The sequence below is a fragment of the Myxococcales bacterium genome, from assembly GCA_016720545.1.
GTDB lineage: Bacteria > Myxococcota_A > Polyangia > Polyangiales > Polyangiaceae > JAAFHV01.
The window spans coordinates 14045-32989 of the sequence record JADKKK010000033.1 but is presented as its reverse complement, the minus strand read 5'-3'; the positions used below and the strand labels follow the sequence as shown (position 1 = coordinate 32989).

At 71.7% G+C, this 18945-nt stretch carries 15 protein-coding genes and 1 tRNA gene; 9 read left to right on the top strand and 7 right to left on the bottom strand.

The genetic code is table 11. The features are described 5' to 3' along the window. Positions 1–2: 2 nt before the first annotated feature. Positions 3–923: an NAD-dependent protein deacetylase gene (locus IPQ09_26600; GenBank protein MBL0197718.1), complete on the bottom strand. Its 921-nt coding sequence runs from the start codon at positions 921–923 to the stop codon at positions 3–5. Positions 924–1059: 136 nt separating this feature from the next. Here IPQ09_26600 and IPQ09_26595 point away from each other — a divergent pair, with 136 nt between their 5' ends. From IPQ09_26595 to IPQ09_26585, 3 genes are all read left to right on the top strand, one after another. Then, positions 1060–2241, top strand: a complete 1182-nt coding sequence (locus IPQ09_26595; protein ID MBL0197717.1) for a hypothetical protein — start codon at positions 1060–1062, stop codon at positions 2239–2241. A gap of 12 nt (positions 2242–2253) precedes the next feature. Then, positions 2254–2336, top strand: a tRNA-Leu gene (locus IPQ09_26590). A 299-nt stretch (positions 2337–2635) separates the two neighbouring features. Next, positions 2636–4024 carry a hypothetical protein gene (locus tag IPQ09_26585; GenBank protein MBL0197716.1) on the top strand — a complete coding sequence of 463 codons (1389 nt, stop codon included), beginning with the start codon at positions 2636–2638 and terminating at the stop codon, positions 4022–4024. Positions 4025–4230: 206 nt separating this feature from the next. Here the strand turns inward: IPQ09_26585 and IPQ09_26580 are convergent, their stop codons facing one another. Together IPQ09_26580 and IPQ09_26575 are read right to left on the bottom strand one after the other, a co-directional pair. After that, positions 4231–4641, bottom strand: a complete 411-nt coding sequence (locus tag IPQ09_26580) for an OsmC family protein (GenBank protein MBL0197715.1) — start codon at positions 4639–4641, stop codon at positions 4231–4233. Between the two features lie 46 nt (positions 4642–4687). Beyond that, positions 4688–5161: a hypothetical protein gene (locus IPQ09_26575; GenBank protein ID MBL0197714.1), complete on the bottom strand. Its 474-nt coding sequence runs from the start codon at positions 5159–5161 to the stop codon at positions 4688–4690. A gap of 110 nt (positions 5162–5271) precedes the next feature. Between IPQ09_26575 and IPQ09_26570 the strand changes: the two genes are divergently transcribed. The 4 genes from IPQ09_26570 to IPQ09_26555 all read left to right on the top strand — a co-directional run bounded on the left by IPQ09_26570 (position 5272) and on the right by IPQ09_26555 (position 12858). Further along, on the top strand, positions 5272–7872 hold the full coding sequence (locus IPQ09_26570; GenBank protein ID MBL0197713.1) for a metallophosphoesterase: 2601 nt from the start codon (positions 5272–5274) through the stop codon (positions 7870–7872). A 183-nt stretch (positions 7873–8055) separates the two neighbouring features. Continuing rightward, complete coding sequence (locus tag IPQ09_26565) at positions 8056–9705, top strand: glycoside hydrolase family 44 protein (GenBank protein MBL0197712.1); 1650 nt, start codon at positions 8056–8058, stop codon at positions 9703–9705. Between the two features lie 249 nt (positions 9706–9954). Further along, on the top strand, positions 9955–11394 hold the full coding sequence (locus tag IPQ09_26560) for a DEAD/DEAH box helicase (protein MBL0197711.1): 1440 nt from the start codon (positions 9955–9957) through the stop codon (positions 11392–11394). A 117-nt stretch (positions 11395–11511) separates the two neighbouring features. Then, positions 11512–12858 (top strand): alpha/beta hydrolase, encoded by a 1347-nt coding sequence (locus IPQ09_26555; protein MBL0197710.1) that lies wholly within the window; start codon positions 11512–11514, stop codon positions 12856–12858. Positions 12859–12926: 68 nt separating this feature from the next. Here the strand turns inward: IPQ09_26555 and IPQ09_26550 are convergent, their stop codons facing one another. Next, positions 12927–14531, bottom strand: a complete 1605-nt coding sequence (locus IPQ09_26550; GenBank protein MBL0197709.1) for a hypothetical protein — start codon at positions 14529–14531, stop codon at positions 12927–12929. 201 nt (positions 14532–14732) lie between these two features. Between IPQ09_26550 and IPQ09_26545 the strand changes: the two genes are divergently transcribed. Further along, a complete protein-coding gene (locus IPQ09_26545; GenBank protein MBL0197708.1) occupies positions 14733–15545 on the top strand; it encodes a hypothetical protein in 813 nt (270 codons plus the stop codon). A gap of 19 nt (positions 15546–15564) precedes the next feature. Here IPQ09_26545 and IPQ09_26540 read toward each other — a convergent pair whose 3' ends face one another. After that, positions 15565–17646: a DUF2071 domain-containing protein gene (locus IPQ09_26540; protein ID MBL0197707.1), complete on the bottom strand. Its 2082-nt coding sequence runs from the start codon at positions 17644–17646 to the stop codon at positions 15565–15567. Between the two features lie 310 nt (positions 17647–17956). Here IPQ09_26540 and IPQ09_26535 point away from each other — a divergent pair, with 310 nt between their 5' ends. Next, complete coding sequence (locus IPQ09_26535; GenBank protein ID MBL0197706.1) at positions 17957–18568, top strand: Crp/Fnr family transcriptional regulator; 612 nt, start codon at positions 17957–17959, stop codon at positions 18566–18568. On the opposite strand, the gene IPQ09_26530 is transcribed toward IPQ09_26535, so the two are convergent. Together IPQ09_26530 and IPQ09_26525 are read right to left on the bottom strand one after the other, a co-directional pair. Next, the gene (locus tag IPQ09_26530) at positions 18530–18679 is read right to left on the bottom strand and encodes a hypothetical protein (protein ID MBL0197705.1); all 150 of its coding nucleotides are present in this window, start codon (positions 18677–18679) and stop codon (positions 18530–18532) included. The two genes, IPQ09_26535 and IPQ09_26530, sit on opposite strands and share 39 nt — an antisense overlap. Next, entirely contained in the window at positions 18627–18941 is a 315-nt protein-coding gene (locus tag IPQ09_26525; GenBank protein MBL0197704.1) for an Rrf2 family transcriptional regulator, read from the bottom strand. Before IPQ09_26525 ends, IPQ09_26530 begins: the two co-directional genes overlap by 53 nt. Positions 18942–18945: the final 4 nt, after the last annotated feature.

The following is an 18945-nucleotide window of genomic DNA, read 5'->3' as shown; positions in this document are numbered from 1 at the left end:
CGTCACCCGAGCCGCTCGAGCCCCGCGTCGATGGCCGCCAGCGCCTCGCGGGCGCCCAAGGCGAGGCCCACGTGCTCCGGCGCGCCTCGTCGCGCGGGAGGCACCTCGGGCTCGCGCACGTTGATACGCACGAGGGTCGCCTCGTACGCCCGCGCCAGCCCCTCGGAGAAACCTCGCACCGTAGGCACGTGCGTGCCCGCGCCGCACTCGACGATCACCCAGCCTCGTCCGTCGGCGCCACGGCTGACTCCGGCGCCGCGGGCCGCGCGCGCACGCTTCGCGTCCTCGAGCCAGGCCGCGAGGCGCTCCTCCTGCGCCTCGGTACGCGAGCCGTCCCACGCCCCGTCGCCGAACATGAGGATCGCCGGGCGGAGGAGCCCGCCGCACCGCGGGCACGCGGGCCAGGGCCGGCGCGCGCGCAGGGTCACCGGGTCGAGGTCGATCGACACGCCCTCGGCCCCGTGGAGCGGCATCCCACATTCGCGTGTACACTGCACATGATGGATGCTGCCGTGGCACTCGACGATGTGCGCCTCGTCGAAGCCCGCGCGCTGAAACTGACCGTCCACGTTCGAGGTGAAGACGAACGCGCGGCCCGCGCGCGCGGCCCAGCGCCGCAGCACCTCGAAGCCCGCGTGCGGCGCGGTCCGCCGATAGAGCGCGAGGCGGTGCCCATAGAAGCCCCACGCGAGCCCGGGGTCCGACGCGAACCAGCGCGGGTTCGCGAGGTCGGCGAACCCGAGGCCGAGCGCGCGGAACGGAGGGTAGGCGCGCCAGAAGCCCTCGTCGCCCCGAAAGTCGGGCAGCCCCGAGTCGACCCCCATCCCCGCGCCCGCGGCGATGACGAGCGCCGAGGCCGACGCGAGCGCCGCAGCGGCGCGTTCGACGAGGGCGGCGAGGGCGGCGCGACGCTCCTGCTCCATCGCTTCCATGGCTTCCATCGCGGGCTAGTGTACGCTCGGCGCGGCCAGCCAGACCAGCCAGACCAGCCAGACCAGCCGCGCCCGCGTGTCTCCGCGGTCAGGGCCGCGCTCCCCGAATCGCTCGACCAGGATGCCCATGCGACGCCCCCTCCGTCACGCTACGCTCGCCCTCGCGCTCCTCACCGCAGCGATCTCTCTCGCGCCTCGGCGCGCGGAGGCACAGGCCCAGCTCTCCGAGGCCGAGAAGAAGGCGGCCGCCCGCGCCCTCTTCACCGACGGCGTGAAGGCGCAAGACGCGGGGCACCCCGCCGACGCGCTCGTGCTCTTCCAGAAGGCGCAGAACCTCTACGACGCGCCGACCCACTTGATGCACATCGCGCAGTGCCAGGTGCTCACGGGCAAGCTCGTCGAGGCGGCGGAGACCTACGAGACCCTGAAGCGCGTGCAGCTCGCGCCCAGCGCCCCCGACGTGTTCGTGCAGGCGAAGACCCAGGCCGCGGCCGAGCTGCCGGGGGTGCGCGCGCGCATCCCGAGCCTGAAGATCGAGCTGTCGCCGAAGCCCGAGGGCCTGCGGAACCTCCAGGTGGTCGTCAACAACGTGATCATTCCACTGGATCTCGTCGGCGTCGCGCGGCCCGTGAACCCCGGCGTCGCGAAGGTCTCGGCGCGGGCCGACGGCTACGCGCAGAGCACCCTCGACGTCACGATCAAGGAGAAAGAGACCCGCTCGGTCACCCTCGCGCTTGCGCCGGGCTCGGGCCCACCGCCGCCGGCTGCCGTGCCCGGGGCGCCGGGCACCCCTCCGCCGCTCTACCCGCCGCCGGACAACGCGAAGCCCTCGACGCCGCCGCGGCCTCCGCCCACGAGCGCGGGCATCATCGTCGGCGCGCACGTCGGCGGCATCGGTATCGCGCGGGAGACCGCGGGCGACGGCAGCGGCGGGCTCGCCGGCGGCGCCGACTTCATGTTCCGCTTCGCCAAGGTCGTGCTGGTGGGCGCGACCGCGCAGGTCTCGTCGATCAACTCGGTCACCGGCTACATGGGGGCCGCGCGCATCTCGTTCTTGACGAGCCCCGACCGCTTGGCTTTCACGGCGGGCGCGCTCGGCGGCGTGCGCGGCAGCGGCGGGGTGAACGGCGGAACGTTCGGCGGCACCCTCGGCCTCTCCATTCCCGTGAACCCGCACTTCCGCATCGACCCGCGATTGGATGTAACGGCCACGCGGTACGACGTGCTCGGGCTCACGCCCTATGTGTTCTTGGGCGTGGGCGGGTACTTCAACCACGACTTCAAGTCGAAGCCGGAGGACCCCAAGTAGCGCTGGCCCCTTGGCCCCTTGGCGGAATGGCATACGCAGAGGATTTAAAATCCTTGGCCCGGAAGGGCGTGCCGGTTCGAGTCCGGCAGGGGCTACTAGGTTGATTCTGCTCGTCTTTTCGCCGATTTACGTCGCCGCACTTCGTTGCTCCTCCTCGCCGGGCAGCAGTAGGACTCGTCGTCGCGCCTCGCACGGCTCGCAACTCGGCGAAAATCCTCGGTCATCAAGCGGTTCGGCGCTCTTGGTTGATGCTCGAGGCGATGACGCTCCCCCTGGTCCGCGGCGGCGAGCTCACCTGCCGCCCAGGCTGAACCCGCAGCGCGCGCCAAGGCCGAGCTAACCTCTCGGTCTGCTTGATCTTTCGTCCCCGCGCTCGACGGGCTACGGTGCCAACATGAGAAGCGCGCGGTTGGTGAGCCTCCTCGCCGTGGTCGCCGGGCTTGTCGCGCTCGCGAGCGCGTGCGGCGGAGAGCCCGACCCCTCGACACCTGCCCCGCCGGAGCCCGCGTCGAGCGCGCCGACCGCGACCGCGACCGCGCCGCCCCCTCCTGCGACGACGGCGCCGCCACCGCCGCCAGTTCCTTCGACCGAGCCCACGCCAACGTACGAGGACGGCGCGGCGTTCGTGCCGCAAGCGCACGTCCCGTATGTCGTCATGCAAGTGCCCGAGCGGCTCGCGCTGGAAATGGAGAGCCCCGCGCCCGCCGCGCGCGCACGCGCCGCGGCGAAGAGCGGCGGCTCGGCGCAGCTGTTCACGTTCACCGCCGCGGCCGACGGCACCTTCACGATCCGCAACGGCGCGAGCGGCCTGCTCCTGCAGACCGGCGGCACCGCCGCGGGGCTCCCGGTGCTCCAAGGCGCGGCGGACCCTGGCGCGGCGTTCCATGTGCTCGCGGCCCCCGGGGACACCTTCCGGCTCATCAACGCGCGCAGCCGGCGGTGCCTCACCCAGGTGCCGGGCGTCGGCATCGAACAGCGCACCTGCGCGCCCCTCTCCGACCCGGCGGGCGCGAGCCAGCGGTTCACCTTGTGGCCGGCCAAGAAGGGCGCCGCGCTCACCACGAAGAACCCCGGGTGGGAGGCGAAGGTGAGCTCGCTCGAGCCCTCGTGGCACTACTCGTGGAGCGCCGTCCTGCAGCCCACGAGGCCACAAGGGGTCCCGTTCGCGCCGATGATTTGGGGATACTACGGGCCGACCCCGACCTTCCAGGAGACGATCGCCACGCTCACGCAGCAGCGCGCGCAGGGCTTCGTCACCGAGCTGCTCGGCCTGAACGAGCCCGATGGCGTCGACCAGGCCAACGTCTCGGTCGCTCGCGCGCTAGAGGCCTGGCCAGCGTTCGAGTCGACGGGGCTCCGGCTCGGCAGCCCCGCGCCAGTCAACCCCACGAACGCGTGGATGCGAGAGTTCATGACCGCGGTCGACGCCCAGGGCCTCCGCGTCGACTTCGTGACCGTGCATTGGTACGGCGGTCTCAACGCCGACAGCCTGCTCAACGTGCTCCAGTCGGTGCACACCCTCTACGGGCGCCCCGTGTGGCTGACCGAGTTCGCGCCCGCCGACTGGGCGGCGACGCCGGAGCGCCCCAACCGCTACACCCCCGCGGACATCGAGGCGTTCATGCGTCGCGCGCTCCCGCTGCTCGACGCCGCGCCCTTCGTCGAGCGCTACTCGTGGTTCTCGTTCGCACCGAGCTCGCTCCCGGGTGGCCCGGCCGCGCTGTTCGACGACGACGGCAACCTCACGCCGCTCGGCCAGGTCTACCAGCGCCACCCGCTCTGACCGCGGGCCTGGCGCCTCCGCGCACAAGGCCTCGAGCGTGTGCCGCCGTACGAGCCTGGCGCTCCGCAGCGATGAGTGTCGTGCGGAGTCGGGCTCGATCGACAACATCGGCGAGTGGAGGCTACCGACGAGCTACGCCACCTGCGGAGGCAAGGGCACCTGCCCGGCCCCCACGCGCCGCGGTGGCGCGTGCGCGCCGACGCGCCTCAGTCGCCGAGGCGCGTCTCGACCTGCACGCGCGACCCCTCGAGCGCCCTATGCACTGGGCACTTGTTGGCGATCGCGAGCAGCCGCCCGCGCGCGTCCGCGTCGAGCTCGCCGCGGAGCGTGATGGTGCGCACGATGTGCCGCACGAGGCTCGGGTCGCGCGGCTCACGCTGCTCGAGCGTCACCTCGAGGCCCTCGAGCGCGTACCCTTTGCGGTCGGCGTAGAGGCGTAGGGTCATGTTCGTGCACGCGCCGAGCGCGGCCGCGAGCAGCTCGAACGGCGGCGGCCCCTGGTCGGTGCCCCCCACCGCGAGCGGCTCGTCCGCGACGAGCGCGTGCGGGCCGCAGGCCACGGCGTTGCGGAGCTTGGAGGAGGCGGTGGCGGTGACCGTGACCGTGCGCTCGTGCATGCCCCGCCTCTACCACGGCCCGGAGCACGACCGCGACGACGGCTCTTCAGCTCCGCTCGCCGCGCGCGGCGTCTCGCGCGGCGCGGGCCCCCTCGGCCGCGAGGGCGTCGGCGCGCTCGTTGCCCGCGTTGCCGTTGTGCGCGCGCACCCACTGGAACGCGACGCGGAGCCCGCGCGCCGTCACGCTGGCGTCGATCGCGCGGAGGTGTTCGACCAGGAGCGGATCGACGTTGGCGAAGCCGCTGCGACGGTAGTCGGCGAGCTTGTCCTGCAGGGTCGCGACGAGCCCCTGGTTGTCCGAGAACACCCGCGCGTGGGCGCCCTCGGGCAAGGTCGCGAGCGCTTCGGCCACGGCCCGCACCTCCATCACCTTGGCGTGCGTGGCGGCGGCCGAGCCGCGCCCCTCGAGGACCGCACCGGTGGGAGACTTCACGACGTACCCCCACCCGCCCGGGCGCAGACCGTCGGGCCCCGCCTTGCACGAGCCGTCGGTGTACACGAGGTGCTCTCGAGGCGGCATATCGCAAGCGTAGCAAGCCGTGGGCGGCCCGGCTCGGGTGGTCGAACGGCGGGGCGCGCGGGGCGGTAAATTCGCCTCGACGCCCCCACGCCGCGTGCGACACTGCTCGCATGGCACTCCGTGGTTACGTGCGCCTCGCCGGAATAGGCCTCCTTGGGCTCCTCGGGTTCCAGCTCCAGGCGTGCGGCTCCGAGCCCGACCCCGGTGCGGAGGTGCGCAAGAAGCCCGGCGTCACGCCCAGCGCCAGCGCCACGGGCACCACCACCCCGCCCACCGAGCCGCCGCTCGACCTCCGGAAGGAGCGCCCGTGGGAGGTCATCAGCGAGGCCGGCGAGACCTACCTGTCCGACGTCTTCTACGCCGAAGCGGCGCAGAACGAGCAGGTGATGCCCTACGCGATCGACGGCCACGTCATGATCGATCGCCTCATCTACCCCACCCTCGGCAACCCGAACCTCTACGTGAAGTCGGACCCGCAGGACTCGTTCATGGTGGTCACCCGCCTCGAGGACGACGTGCTGAAGCACCTCGCCCCGAAGGTCACCGGCACGAAGCCCGGCACCGAGCTCGGCGTCGTGAGCCTCTCCGAGACCAACGCGAGCGCCGTGGTGTTCCTGCTCGTCCCTCGGCCGCAGCGCGCCACCTCGACCGAGATCAAGACCCCCGCGCTCTATGGGGCGGGCACCGGCAACATCCGGCTGAAGGCGAGCGAGGTGCTCGTGCACCCGGAGCCCGTCGACCAGCCGGACGTGCTGAAGGCGCGCAAGACCTACCGGTTCGTCTTCCGCCCCGACGTCATGGCCGCCGTGCCGGCCGGCCTCTACGACCTCCGAATGGAGATCCGCGAAGGCAACGCGCTCGTCACCAAGAGCTCCAAGCCGGTCTACGAATACCAGTTCAACGCGCTCCGCGTCTTCGACAAGGCGGCCGACGAATACAACGCGCTGAACGTCACCGACACCCAAGTATCGGTAGGCGATCTGTTCGACACCAAGACCCTCGCGAAGCTCGACGACTTCGTCTACTTCGTGAACACCACGCCCGACCCGGGCGTGCGCAGCTCCGCGTTCATCACCTTCAACGGCGATCTCCACAACGGGGGCTCGCCCGCCGGCTTCCGGCAGCGCTACGTGGCCACCACGTACGCCGCAGAGGCGAAGGTGATCGTCAACGCGCTGAAGAACCTGACGATCCCCATCTTTCTCACCGTGGGCAACCACGACGGCTACGTCGCGACCGGGCACGTCCCGGGCGCCGCGCGCGCGCTCGACACGGCGCTCGGCACATCGATCGAGGAGGTGGTCGGCGAGGCGACCCCCAAGGCGTGGCCCCCGGGGTACGGCTTCGCCGACTACGCGGCGTACGTGAAGCGCACCGAGACCGTCCTCGGCGGGCTCCACCGCGACATCTTCACCGGGCAGTTCGTCCGCGCCCCGGGCGACACGTTCTCCGCCGGGTGGAAGGCGCTCCCGCTGGCCGAGCGCAACATGTTCCTCTACGACGGCCTGCAGCAGTGGCAGAAGACCTACGGGCCGCTCTACTTCTCGTGGAAATTCGGAAAAAACCGCTACATCAACCTGCACTCGTACGAGATGCGCCAGCACCGGCGGTCCGGCTGGGGCATGTACACGGTCAACTACGGCGGCGCCCTCAGCGACGTGCAGGTCGACTGGATCGACCGCGAGCTCACCCGGGCGGGCGACGACGGCGGCGACGTGGTGATGCTCGCGCACCACGATCCGCGAGGCGGGCACAACGGCGAAGACTTCGGCTACCTCTTCGAGCAGCTCGAGTACCAGAGCGTCCAGCAGAGCGCGATCAACTACATCGTGAGCTCCGCGGTGAACCCCGTGGTGTGCAAGCTCCCGTGGTGGGCCATCTCGAACAACCAACAAGAGGCGTGCCTGCACGACGGCCTGCAAGAGTGGATGCGCCCCGATCCCGAGTTCGACTGCAAGCCGAGCGAGCGCGGCACCGACGGCAAGTGCCTTGCAAACCTCTTCACGGGTCCCAGCGCGAAGCCCCTCCGGTTCTCGAACCTCTCGCTGCTCGAGCGGATCGCGAAGAACCCGCAGATCCGCACGCTGATCTTCGGGCACACCCACTACCACTCGTACGAGATGTGGCAGGCCGGCGACGAGCTCCTGCCGAAGCAGCTCCCGATCGACGATCTGTCCGTGCAGAAGTTCGCCACCCTGGAGATCGAGAACCCGGTGCGCGGGTACTCCACCGTGGAGTCCGCGCACCCGTACGCATCGGAGAGCCTCGCGGGCGACGCCCTGGCCGCGCGTGAGCACATGAGCACGCCGCGGCGCCCCGACTACGATCCGAACGAGCTCGAGCGGGTCCCCCTCGAGCGGGCGGTGCGCGCCTACGCGGCCGAGTACGCGCGAGCCGCGGGCACCCTCCACCGCACCCTCGACGCCCCCGGCCAGACCGCGCGCGAGCTCGCCGTGCTGCGCCTCACCTCCAACGCCGACCTCACCAGCCAGAAGTACAACGGCCGCTCGATGTTCGGCTTCTCGGTGCTCGGCGTGAGCAAGCGGACCGACGCCCGCGGGTACGACAAGCCCCAGCTGAATCGCCTCACGTTCTTCATCAACGCCGGCAAAGATCGCTTCGACCTCGTGCGCACGGTCGACCTCGACCGAACGGTGAAGGTCTCGACCAAGGATCCGAAGAACCCCGTCGGCAAGCTCTTCACGAACTGACGCGCTCCTCGCCCGCGGCGCCGTGACCGGCCACCTCTTCACGGTTCGGCGCCATGTTCCCGAAGGCCGGCGGCGCCGAGGGGGCCGATGGGCCCTGGCGGACGAGGCGTGCGGCGCCGAGCCTCGTCGCATGGAAAGTCGCGGAGACGGGCCGCGTGCTGGTACCCTTCGGGGACCCTAAGCATGAAGAAGGCCAAGATTGTTGGGATCTCGCTCGCGGTGCTCGTCGTCGGGGGCCTCGGCGCCTACGGCCTGTCGCGCCCCAAGGTGCCCCCGGTGTCCGCCACGGGGGGTGGACCTCGTCCGGTGGGTGTCAGCCCGCAGAGCGGAGGGAAGCTCCGTGTACTCTGCAGTGAGCCGGGCAAGCCCATCAGCCCGCGCATTTACGGCATCGCGTTCGCCGACGCGCCGAAGGAGCTCGGGGCGACCCAACACCGTTGGGGCGGCAACACGACGAGCCGCTACAACCCCGACATCGCGACCTGGAACACCGCCACCGACTGGTTTTTCCAGAACGTGAAGATCGACTCCACGGAGACCTTCCTCGACAAGGCCGAGAGAGCGGGCGGCACCGCGGCGGTCACCGTGCCCATGCTGGGGTGGGTCGCCAAGGACACGAAGTCGTACTCCTTCCCCGTCGCCGAGTACGGCCCGCAGTCGAAGGTCGACCCCGAGGACACCGCCAAGGACCGCGGCAACGGCCAGACCTCGGGCGGCGTCGAGCTCACCGCGAACCCCGAGCGCGCCAACGTGAAGAGCACGCCGGAGATGATGAAGGCGTGGATCGGGCGCCTCCGCGAGGCCGACAAGAAGGCTGGCAAGCGGCGCGTGGTGCAGTGGCTCCTCGACAACGAACCGGCCCTCTGGAACTCCACGCACCGCGACGTGCACCCGTGGCCCACCACGTACGACGAGCTGCTCGAGAGGACCCTGCTCTACGCCAAGATGATCCGCGAGGCGGATCCCGAGGGCGAGATCGCGGGGCCCTCCGCGTGGGGCTGGCCCGCGTATTTCTACTCGGCGAAGGACGCGAAGGAGGGCTTCTTCTGGTCACCCGACCGCAAGGCCCACGGCGGCGAGCCGCTGCTCGCATGGTACCTGCGGAAGCTGCGGGCCGAAGGCGAGAAGGACAAGAAGCGCTACCTCGACGTGCTGGACGTCCACTTTTACCCGCAGGGCGAGAACATCCAGAACCGCGACATGACGGGCGCCGACGACGTGTACACGTCGCAGCGACGCTTCCGCGCGACCCGCGCGCTGTGGGACAAGAGCTACGTCGACGAGAGCTACATCAAAGATCGGATCTATCTCATCCCTCGGATGAAGGAGCTCATCGACCAGAACTACCCGGGCACCAAGCTGCAGATCGGCGAGTGGAACTTCGGCGCCGAGCAGCACGTCTCCGGGGCGCTCGCGATCGCCGAGGCCTTCGGGCGCTTCGCCGAGTTCGGCGTCGACTCCGCGTTCTATTGGCAGGCCCCCAAGAAGGAGCTGCCCGCGTACCAGGGCTTCCTCGCGTACCGCAACTACGACGGCCACGGCGCGCACTTCCACGACGAGCTCGTGAAGACCGAGGCGCCGCTGGGTGTGTCGATCTTCGTCTCGCGCGATCCCAAGACCCGCGCCCTCGTGGCGATCTTGCTCAACTTCGAGGCCGAGAAGGAGCTCGACGCCAGCGTCGACTGGTCGGGCTGCGGCACCACCGCCGTGAAGCGCAAGTTCGTCTACACGGGCGGCAAAGGCACGACGTTCATCGAGGCGGCCGACGCCAAAGGAGCCAGCGCCGAGTCGGTGAAGCTCCCGCCGTATTCCATCACGGTGCTCGAGCTCTAACCCACCGATTTCGGTCGCGGCGCTTGCGTCATGCGGGAGGGCGCGCTACCTCTGCGCCGTTCAGCTCTTGCTGCGCGACCCTCCGCCGACGGCGAGAGCGGCACCTGCGCCTCGTGGAGCCGAACCTCGGCGCACGCACCACTGCACCACGCGCCGGGGCAACCCGTCCGCGCCCACGCGGCAGCACGACGGCCCCCTACAAACGCCCGCCTCCGCGCGCGTTGCCGCGAGAGAGACCCGCTTTCATTCATGCATTTTCGTCCTCGTCGCCGCCGCTCCGCGTCGGCCTCTGCCTCGTCGTCCGCCACGTCCACGTCTGCGCCCCGCGGCCAGGCTCAGCGCCACCTCCCGCCGTCGACGCTCGCCGCGTTCGCCCCGGCCTCTGCGCCCCCGCGCCTCGCCGCCGCCTCGCCGGAGGAGCTCGCCGCCGTCGCCGCGTCGCCCTTCACCGCGCTCGGCCTCGCGCCGGAGCTCGTGCGGGCCGTGCTCGCCGAGGGCTACGACACGCCCACCCCCATCCAGACCGCCATCATCCCCTCGTCCCTGGCGGGCCGCGACGTCATCGCGTGCGCGCAGACCGGCACGGGCAAGACCGCCGCGTTCGTGCTCCCGCTGCTGCAGCGCCTCGCGAAGGAGCCCGCGAACACCGGCAAGGTGCGCGTCCTCATCCTCACGCCCACGCGTGAGCTCGCGGCGCAAATCGGCGAGCGCATCGGCGCGTACGGCCGGCAGCTCAACATCCGCCACGTGGTCGTGTACGGCGGCGTGAGCCAGCTCCGCCAGGAGATCGCCCTCGAGCAGCGCCCCGACATCGTCGTCGCCACCCCGGGCCGCCTCCTCGACCTCACCGGTCAGGGCAAGCTCCGCCTCGACGGCGTCACGGACTACGTGCTCGACGAGGCCGACCGCATGCTCGACATGGGCTTCGTCCACGACGTGCGCCGTGTCACGGCGCAGCTGCCGCGCGAGCGCCGCACGCTGTTCTTCTCGGCCACCTTCCCCCCGGCCATCGAGGGCCTCGCGAGCAGCATGCTCCGCGATCCGGTGCGCGCGTCGATCACCCCCGCGGTGACCACCGCCGAGGGCGTCCACCAGACCGTGATGTTCGTTCACCGCGAGGACAAGCGCGCTCTCCTCGAGAAGGTGCTGTCGGGCCCCGAGGTCGAGCGCGCGATCGTGTTCACGCGGACGAAGCACGGCGCCAACCGCCTGTCCGAGCAGCTCGACCGGGCGGGCATCGGCTCGGCGGCCATCCACGGCAACAAGTCGCAGGGCGCGCGCGAGCGTGCGCTCGAGGGCTTCCGCGCAGGCACCACCCGCGTGCTCGTCGCGACCGATCTCGCGGCCCGGGGCATCGACGTGGACGGCATCTCCCACGTCATCAACTTCGAGCTGCCCAACGTGCCCGAGAGCTACGTGCACCGCATCGGCCGCACCGGCCGCGCGGGCGCCAAGGGGCGCGCCATCTCGTTCTGCGACGGCGAAGAGCGCCCGCTCCTGGCCGACATCGAGCGCTTCATTCGCGCGCGCATCACGCAGGCGCCGACCGATCTGCCCCCTCGCGCCGAGGCCCCGGCCGGCGCGGCCCCCGCGCTCGCGAGACCCTCGCAGGGCGGGCGCCCCGGCGGAGGCGCGGGCGGCTCGGGTTCGTCTCGCGGTCGCGGCTTCCGCGGCTCGCGGCGCACCTGAGGCGGACCGTGAGCGACGAGCCCGACGAGAACGACGAGCCCGACGAGAACGACGAGCACCGACAAGCGCGGCAAGAACGACACGCTCGAGCTCGCGATCGCCGTCCTGAACGGCGCCGTGGGCGACACCCTCGCGCGCCGCGGCAACGGCCTGGCGACCACGCTCGGGCTCATCCACAACGGGCGCGAGATGCCCATCGATTCCGAGGCCTTGCGTGGCGTACTCGGGGCGTCGAGCGCCCCCGCCACGCTCGCCGTCTTCGTGCACGGCCTCATGTGCACGGAGACCATCTGGGACTTCCCCGACGGCAGCGGCGACTACGGCTCGCGCCTCGCGCGCGACGTCGGCGCCATCCCGCTGCGACTCCGCTACAACTCGGGGTTGCCCATCCCCGACAACGGCGCCGCGCTCGACGCGTGGCTCTCCGGCCTCGTCGCCGCCTCGCCACGCCCCATCGCGGAGATCGTCCTCGTGGGGTACAGCATGGGCGGGCTCGTGGTGCGCGCGGCCTGCCACACCGCGAGCCTCGGCCAGCACGCGTGGCTCCAGCTCGTCCGGCGCTGCTTCTACGTCGGCACGCCCCACCGTGGCGCCCCGCTCGAGCGCGCGGGGCGGCTCCTCACCCGGGTGCTCGGCGCGATCCCCGAGCCCACCACGCGGCTCGTCGGGGAGCTCGCCGATTTGCGGAGCGCCGGCTTGAAAGACCTCGGCGACGCCGACCTTCGCCACGAGGAGCGCGCGCGGCCGAAGCCCGCGCTCCGGCTCTCCGACGCAGCGCACCCCGTGCCGCTCCTCCCGGAAATCCACCACACCCTCCTCGCGGGCACGCTCTCCGCCGAGCCGTGGCTCGCTTCCCTGTTCGGCGACTCCCTCGTGCCCGTCCCAAGCGGCACGTTCGCGGGGCGAGACGACGCGCCGATCTCGCCCGAGAACGTCGTGGTCTTCCCTGGCATGAGCCACGTCACGCTCGCGCACGACGCCCGCGTCTACGACGCGCTGCTCGCCCGTTGGGGCGACCGCGCGACGCCAACTTCCGAAGCAACTTCCGACACTTCGACGAACGATCGGCCGCCAGTCCCGGGCCCCTCGCGCCGCCTCCGCGGGCTGCTCGACCTCGCGACCGACGTGGTCGAGCACGGCTCGCGCGCGGTGCAGGAGGTGCACGAGGCCACCGCCGCTCGACCCTTCGACATCCTCACGGCGATCACCGCCGGCTCCCCCGCCCTCGCGGCCCCTACCGCGATCGTGAGGGCCGTGCACGACGCCAGCGTCGCGAGCGTGTACGCGTCGATCCGCCTCGTGAACGCAGCGGTCTCGGCGGCCGGGGGCGCGGCCTTGGATCTCGCCCACGCGCCGCGCGACGACGCGGGTGAGCCCTCGCCCGCCGACGCCCCTCCCCGCGCGGCCGTCGAGCCGCCCGCGCCTGACGCAACCGCCAAGCGCGACGAGCCGTCGTCAGACTGAGCGGGCGCCACAAGAACACGCGAGCCCGCCCCGCGGAGGGCAGGCTCGCGGAGCGCGGTGGCGCGCGGCTACAGCTTCTTCGCCGAGTACTCGACGCTGGACGTGGCGGCGTAGCCGCGGACCATGCTCGAGATGTTGGCGGCGGTCCGCACGGTCACGACGCAGGTCTCGGTCGAGCCCGACTTGTAGGGGCGGCAGTCGTAGACGCGGCCACCGACCGCGGCGCCGACCTTCACGTAGAGGTCCGCGTCGCCCGTCCCGGTGATCTTGAATTCGTAGCGGCCCGGCTGCACGACGCCGGTGTCGAAGCGGCGCTCGGCGGCGCGGGCGAGCCCATCGACCCGCGCGGTGACACCCTGCCAGCCGGCAGGCGGCGGCGCGTCCGCGGGCTTGAAGGTGTTGTCCTCCTCGCCGGTGACGACCACGACCTGCGAGTCGTCGATGCCGGTGAAGATCTGCTCGTACGTCATCGGCGAGTCGTGGCGGAGCAGGCCCTTGATCATGGTGAGCGCCGAGTTCGGCATCTCCGAGAAGAAGGCCGGGAGCGCGTTGGTGACGAACTCCATGTACTTCGTGCCGGTGGGGTCGTCCGGGTTGATGCGCGCGCGGGTCTGGGCGAGCGAGCCGTCCACGTACGCGAACGTGTCGCAGCCGTTCATGAACACGATGACGTATTTGCCAGCCTTCCACGTGCCCTTCTGCGCGAGGGCGCGGACGTTCTGGCCGAGCCCCGCGTGGCCGCCGTACACGATGAGGTCGGCGTCGGTCGAGAGCGCGTTGTAGCGCTCGTTGAAGCGCGCGTCGGCCGTGCGGACATTGTCGACCAGGAGCGCCGTGATCGAGACCTTCTTGCCGTCGGGGAGGGTCGCGTTGATCGTGACGTCGGGCGTGCCCACCCCGGGGGTCTGCGGCACGGTCTCGGGGACGGTCGTGACGGCCCCGCCGAGCGCGCCGCGCGCCTCGCGGACGAAGCGGTTGTACGCGTCGATGCCGGCGTCGCCGCTGGTCTTGCCGTCCTCGTACTTGCCGAAGATGGCGACGACGTTGAGGGCGCCGTCCTCCCACACCTTGTTGTACTCGGGGTACCGGCCGGTGGAGTTCTCGGTGGAGGGGGTGACCTTGGCCGTGAAGCGCTGCACGTCGGCGGGCTTCAGCTGGCAGCCGTTCCGCGCGGGACGGTAATAATACCACATGCTCCCCGCGTCGACGTCGTGGGCGCCGAAGTCGACACAGCTATGCAGGTACTCCTTCGTGAACGCCTCCTGGCCTTCGAAGCTCGCGTCTGCAGGGAGAATGAGCTCGTAGCTCGCGGGCAGGTTCGTCTTGGTGCCCCACGCGACCGGCAGCTTCGCGTGGTACTTGATCGTCGTCTTGCCGTCGGCCGTGGTCTTCTGCACGTTCGTCAGCGCGAGGCGGTCGAGCCGACCGACGGCCTTCGAGCCGTTGAGCTGGCCGATCGTGTAGAGCATCTGATCGTTGATGAGGCTCTGCGCGTTGAACACCGAGGTGGCGGTGACCTGGCCGTCGAACTCGAAGTCGAGCAGGGTCGCCTGGTTGCTCGTGAAGTCGTCCTCCCCGGTCTTCGAGAGGTCTTCCTCACCTCCGTCGGTCTGCGCCGAGCAAGCGGCGAGGAGCAGGGCGGGGAGCAGGGCGAAGATGGGTCGAATGCGCATGGGGACCTCGGGGCGGAAGATGTGGCGGAGTTTGCAAGCTCGGTGCCAGGGTGTGCGCGTGTCGCACACGTGGGTCTATCGGGGTATTTGGGGGATGTCATCCACGCGACCCAGCCCGGCTGGATCACGCCTGGCTCAGGGACGCGGTCCATCCTGGCCGGTTCGGGCCGCGCGCGCCATGCCTTCCGGTCGTCCCGGCTGATGCGCCCGCCGACGAGCCGCTTCTCGGGAGGCCTGCGGGTGGGCGCGACCTTCTTCGGCGAGCGCGGCGCGCTCGCGGACCCGCGCGGCGCGGGCGACGGGGCCGACGCTCCCCGCGGCGTCGTTGACCGCATCGCCGAGCTCGCCGGTCCCGGCCTCGCGCCCGAGCGGGTTCACCCGGCGATCACGGCCTTCTTCGAGGACACGGCCTCGCTCGACCTCTACGTGCGCAGCGAGTGGCGCTTCCCCCGCCTGTGGCGGCTCGTGCGCCCGATCCTGCGGGCGATCGGGCAGTTCGTGCTGCCGGTCCACGAGGCGCACATCCGCACGCGCGTCGTCAGGCTCGCGGAAGGCCGCGACGGACGCGACGCCGCGCGCGCCGTGCTCCGCACCTACGCGGGCACGGGCGAGGTCATGCAGGCCGTCGCGTACGCCACGCTCACCCGAGGCGACGAGCGCTTCATGAGCGCCGCGTTCCCCATGCCTGGAGGCCATGTGCTCGGCATCCTCCGGCTCGAGGCCGTGACCACGTCGGAGGTCGGAGAGATCGTCTGCGTGGCGCTCACGTCCGAGCCCGCCGCGTCGCGCGGACGCGGCCCCGTCGGCGTGTGGCTCGTGCTCGCGGGGCTCGCGGTGCGCTCTCCCTTCGGCGAGCGGCTCGCGCTCTCCGCTCCCCGTGACCCGGAGGAGGCCGCGGACTGGGACGCCACCCGCGGCGTGCGCTTCTCGCTGGTGGGGCGCCACGAGCAGAGCTTCCTCGGGCTCCACTTCGTGACGCACCGCTACGGGTTCGCGCCGCGCGGGCGCCCATGACACGAGAGGCAGCGGCGCCTCAGCGGCCTCCCGACGCCGCCCGCGGCGCGTGCGCGTAGTCGTCCACGTCGCTCACGCAGCGACCCCCGCTGCACGCCCGGCCCGCGACGACATAGTCCAGCTTGCACCGGTAGGCCGGCTTCGCGCAGGCCTCACAGCCTCGGGACGCGGTCACGCACGCGGTGAAGGCCAAGACCTTGGCCTCGAGCGCCGTGGTGTCGGTCCCGACGCGGACGCCCTGGCCCTTGCACGTGAGCGGCGACGTGAACAGTACGCAGTCGGCGTCGACCGTGCAGGCGCGCTGTGGTTCGATCAAGGCGAGCGCTTCGGCCTGAAGCTCCGCGCAGTCGGGCGTGTCCCCCGTGCGCGCACCGCACGCGACGAGCACGAGCACGCCGAGCGCGCCGGCGACCTTGCACGTGTGGGTGGTTCGCAGCGCGGCGCTTGGGCGAGCAGGAGCCACGGAGCACGGCGGCGTAAATCGGCGAAAAACCGAGCGAATCGAGCGGTTCGGCGCTCTAGTCATGGAGGCCTCCTTGGCGGCGTCGGGGCCTGGGTCGTGCGCCTCCACCGAGAACGAGAAGCTCACGCGGTCGACGTGAAAGCAGAGCGGCGCCGCGTCGCCCACGAGCGCCCTGGCCGCGCGCGAGACCACGGTGCCCTCCAGGGAGCGGCACGCCGTGAGGGGGATGCCGAGGTCGATCTCCTGGCGCGAGATGCGCCCGCGGAGCGGCTGGCTCGACATCGCGCGATCTTGAGGCACGCAGTACGCGAGGAACGCGTCGAAGCTCGACCAGCACTCGGCCCACGCGCCCGTGAGGACGTGCGGCGCGGGGCGAGGCCGGAGGCGCAGCTCGGCGTCGGGCGCGGAGCCCGCGCCGGGCCGGAGCGAGACCGTGATCGCGCCGTCCTCCGCGCGCGTCACCTCCGCGCGCTCGAGGACGTGCATCGGCATCCCCTCGGTGAGCAGCCTCGCGCCCAGCGCGGGCACCACGCTCGAGATCGCGTTCGTCACGAACGCGATCCCGTCGTGCCCCGTGCGCGGATCACGCACGTGAACACGCCAGTTGGTCTGCACCGGAGACGGCAAGAGCCGCCGGAGCGGGCCCAGGAACGCGAAGCCGAAGTGGCCGTGCTGGTAGCTGAGAAAGGTAAAGAGAGCGTACTTTCCGTCCGGCCCGAGGCGCTCGAGCTCGAGCCCTTCGGGGACCAGGGCCTCGAGCATCGCAGCCGGAACGAGGTAGTTCACATAGACCACATCGCGGATGTCGCTGCGCATCTCGACCTCGGGGAGCGGCTCGAGGAGCGCGCCCGCGAGGCGGCTGTTGGCGAGGCCGTCGGCGAGCCGGGCGAAGAGCCCTGAGCCGGGGTGGCGCCAGCGCGCGAGGCGCCCCGTGGCCTCGTACGGCCGGGCGCGAAAGAGCACCGCCTCGGTCACGAGGCCGAGCCACACCTGGAGCTGCAAGAACCCGAGCCCGTTCGCCGCGGACACGAACACGGGGCCTGGCCGCACGCCGGGAGGGAGCAGCGGCGACACCACCGCGACGGCCATCGTCGCCCACGTTGGGCCGCTGAGGAGCGTGAGCGCGCGCGACCACGTGCCGCCGCGCGCGAAGCACACCGTCCACCCCAGCGCCCCGAGGGTGTAGAAGAGCGCGCCCCAGCCGGCGGTGAGCGGGAAGAGCGCGCGCTCGAGCGCGAGGTACCCCTCCGGATCGGCGGCCGCGAGGGTGACCCCGCGAGTGACCCACACCGCCTGCGCGTATTGGTCCGGCGCGACGGCGACGAGCGTGAGCGCGAGCACGCTCCATGACGCCGCGCTCGGGAGCCAGCGCACGCGCACCATCGCCAACGCCATGGTGAGATCGGCGACGGCGCAGAGCTGCCACGGGAGCCAGCCGAGGCGAAAGCGCCACGGGTGCGCCGCGATCGTCGCGATGCGGGCCGCCTCGGAGGTCGCCGTGCCGCCCGGCAGGGTCGGGAGGAGGAGCGCGGCCATCGAGAGCATCGCCAGGCCGTGCACCAAGAAATTGAAGATGAGCGAGCGCTCGAGGGCGCGCTCGCGCAGGGTGTACGCGGGGCGCTTCGCGGGGGCCTCCATCGCGCAAGCGTACGCGACCCGGGTGGAGAGTGGGTCGCCCCCGATGGGACTTGACGTTTCGCACGAGCGCCGCCCGCGGGACCGGTAAGCTTCTCGCGAAGCCGACGCGTGGGCACGCGCGGCGCCCGAGGAGCCATGGAGGAGCAAGCGCTGTGGAGCGGCCATCGTCCGCCGCGGTCGTGGACGCTGACCAGCCGCGAACGCGGCACGCGGTGCCCCGACTGTCCCGGCGCGACCTCGCTGCTCGACGCGCTGCCGGGGGCGCCTGGCGTGCCCATTCTACTCCTGCGCCCTGGTCGCCCGCGCCACGGTGCCGGCGGACCTGCTCGCGGGCTCGGGGCTCACGCTCGTGCGGCGTGGCATCATCGTCAAGGAGCTCGTGGACGCGACGGGGCGCGCCACGGTGATCGACGTCGTCGGGCCCGGCTCTGCGCTCGCGTTCGCTCACCGCCCGGGCGTCACGGCGTTCGCCGCGGGGCCCGCGCTGCTCTGCGCGTGCCCCACCGCGCGACTCGAGGAAGGCCTCGCCGGGCCCGATGGGGCGGGCCTCGCCCGCGAGCTGCTCTGGCTCCAGCAGGCCGCGCTCGCGCGGATGGAGCGCCTCGCCGACGCGCGGGGGCGCCCCACGGTAGGCGAGCGCGTAGCCGCCCTCCTCTGCGCCCTCGCCGACGGCCTCTCCGCGCCGCGGAAGCTCGACCTTCTCCCCGGCGACCTGCGCCAGCGAGAGCTCGGCGCGCTGCTGGCCATCCGCCACGAGTCGGTGTGCCGTGAGCTCCGGCGCCTCGAGCGCGTGGGCGTGGTGCGCCGCACCTCGGAGGGACTCGAGCTGGTCGACCGCGCCGCCCTCTCGAGGGCGGCGGCGCCTGGGACGACTCCTCCGGCCTCAGTCCTCGCGCTCGGAGAGAGAGCCGTGCTCGCGTAGCTGAGTGAGCGGCGTGGCGCGGAAGCTCTTCTCGAGCAGCGCCGCGGCCTGGTCGAGCTTACGGTGCAGCGGGCAGAGCGCCCGCGCGTGCTCGGGCAGGTCGACGGGCACGAGGTGATGCGCGGGATGGTCGACCGCCTGTGCGACATCGTACGGTGATGCAGGACGGCGGCCGCGCGAGCGCGAAGCCGCCGGCGGGACCCCGGACGGAGGTGACGACGCCGTGGTGCACGAGGCCTTGCAGCACCTTCGACAGATAGCTCGACGGTACCTGCGTGTGGCGCGCGATCACCTGGAGCGTGAGGCGCGCGCCCTCGTTCTCGGTCAGAAGTACCACTGCGCGGAGCGCATATTCGCTTGTCTTCGTGATCACCGGG

Coding starts and splice junctions, on each gene's coding strand:
- IPQ09_26595 (MBL0197717.1), top strand. CDS start 1,060: ATGCGACGCCCCCTCCGTCACGCTACGCTCGCCCTCGCGCTCCTCACC.
- IPQ09_26570 (MBL0197713.1), top strand. CDS start 5,272: ATGGCACTCCGTGGTTACGTGCGCCTCGCCGGAATAGGCCTCCTTGGG.
- IPQ09_26575 (MBL0197714.1), bottom strand. CDS start 5,161: ATGCCGCCTCGAGAGCACCTCGTGTACACCGACGGCTCGTGCAAGGCG.
- IPQ09_26600 (MBL0197718.1), bottom strand. CDS start 923: ATGGAGCAGGAGCGTCGCGCCGCCCTCGCCGCCCTCGTCGAACGCGCC.
- IPQ09_26585 (MBL0197716.1), top strand. CDS start 2,636: ATGAGAAGCGCGCGGTTGGTGAGCCTCCTCGCCGTGGTCGCCGGGCTT.
- IPQ09_26540 (MBL0197707.1), bottom strand. CDS start 17,646: ATGGAGGCCCCCGCGAAGCGCCCCGCGTACACCCTGCGCGAGCGCGCC.
- IPQ09_26550 (MBL0197709.1), bottom strand. CDS start 14,531: ATGCGCATTCGACCCATCTTCGCCCTGCTCCCCGCCCTGCTCCTCGCC.
- IPQ09_26560 (MBL0197711.1), top strand. CDS start 9,955: ATGCATTTTCGTCCTCGTCGCCGCCGCTCCGCGTCGGCCTCTGCCTCG.
- IPQ09_26565 (MBL0197712.1), top strand. CDS start 8,056: ATGAAGAAGGCCAAGATTGTTGGGATCTCGCTCGCGGTGCTCGTCGTC.
- IPQ09_26580 (MBL0197715.1), bottom strand. CDS start 4,641: ATGCACGAGCGCACGGTCACGGTCACCGCCACCGCCTCCTCCAAGCTC.
- IPQ09_26545 (MBL0197708.1), top strand. CDS start 14,733: ATGCGCCCGCCGACGAGCCGCTTCTCGGGAGGCCTGCGGGTGGGCGCG.